The sequence below is a fragment of the Metallococcus carri genome (assembly GCF_011440275.1).
Classification (GTDB): domain Bacteria; phylum Actinomycetota; class Actinomycetes; order Actinomycetales; family Dermatophilaceae; genus Metallococcus; species Metallococcus carri.
Window position 1 is genome coordinate 1 of record NZ_JAAOIV010000023.1, and the last position, 1,308, is coordinate 1,308.

At 66.2% G+C, this 1,308-nt stretch carries 1 protein-coding gene; it reads left to right on the forward strand.

All coding sequences use genetic code 11. The features are described 5' to 3' along the window. The first annotated feature begins 67 nt into the window (after positions 1-67). A protein-coding gene (locus G9U51_RS17005; protein ID WP_166198795.1) for an IS3 family transposase occupies positions 68-1,278 on the forward strand; the annotation gives its coding sequence in 2 pieces (ribosomal slippage) (positions 68-320 and positions 320-1,278; 1,212 coding nt in all). Positions 1,279-1,308 lie beyond the last annotated feature (30 nt).

Consider the following 1,308-nt stretch of genomic DNA (forward strand, 5'->3'; position numbering starts at 1 on the left):
TGAGGTTGACCCCGTTCGGTGGACATCCTGATCGTCAGGTTTCGGCCTGGCAGGGAAGGATGCCCTCATGGGTGCGAAGAGGAAGAGTTACACCCCGAAGTACCGGCAGGAAGCCGCGCACTTGGTGATCGATACCGGGCGCACGATCGCGGCGGTTGCGCGGGAGATCGGTGTCGGGGAGCAGTTGCTGGGTCGGTGGGTCGCGATCGAGCGCTCTCGGATGGATGACCCGCCGGAGGCGGTGGACGCCGATGAGCGTGCCGAGTTGGTGCGGTTACGGCGTGAGGTGGCTGAGTTGCGGATGGATCGGGAGTTCCTGAAAAAAGCGGCGGCCTTCTTCGCGGCGGAGAACTCGAACCCGAGCAGGCGTTCGCAGTGATCGACGCGCAGAAGGCCGGCCCCGAGATGCCGCCGGTGACACGGATGGCTGACCTGCTGGGAGTGTCCCGGTCGGGGTACTACGCCTGGGCCGCTCGCCAGGACGGTGTCCAGTTGGGCCCGCGGGCAGCCAGGCGTGCTGACCTGGTGGTGAAGATCAAGGTCGCCCATGACGCCTCCGATGGGGTGAATGGTGCCCCGCGGATCCTGGCGGATCTGCGCGCGGCCGGTGAGGTCGTGTCGCGTAAGACTGTCGCGAAACTGATGCGGGCCAACGGTCTTCGCGGGATCAGCCCGCGCCCCTGGCGGCCGGTCACCACGATCGCCGACCAGCACCCACACACGATCCCCGACCTGGTGCAGCGGCGCTTTGACCGGGGCGCTTTGAACCTGGTGTGGACCTCCGACATCACCTACCTGGCCACCGGTCAGGGCTGGTTATACCTGTGCGCGGTCCGCGACGGGTGCTCACGACGGGTGCTCGGATACGCGTTCGCTGACAACCTGCACACCGACCTGGTCGAGACCGCGTTGCGTCGCGCGGTCACCTTCCGCGACCCGGCCACCGGTTCGACCGCGGGCGTGATCTTCCACGCCGACCGCGGCTGCCAGTACGTATCCACCCAGTTGGCCCGCGCAGCCGAGGAAGTCCAGGTGCGCCTGTCCGTGGGTCGGACCGGGGTGTGCTGGGACAACGCCCAGCAGGAATCGTTCTGGTCAACGCTGAAAACCGAGTACTACGACCGGCACACCTTCGACACTCACACCGAAGCGATCACCGCCGTCAGCACCTGGATCGACACGGTCTACAACCAGCGCCGGCGACACAGCTCGCTCGGCCAAATCAGCCCGATAGCCTTCGAGAACACACTCATCACCGCGGCCGACCAAGCCGCTTAACGAGATGTCCACGAAACGGGGTCAACCCCA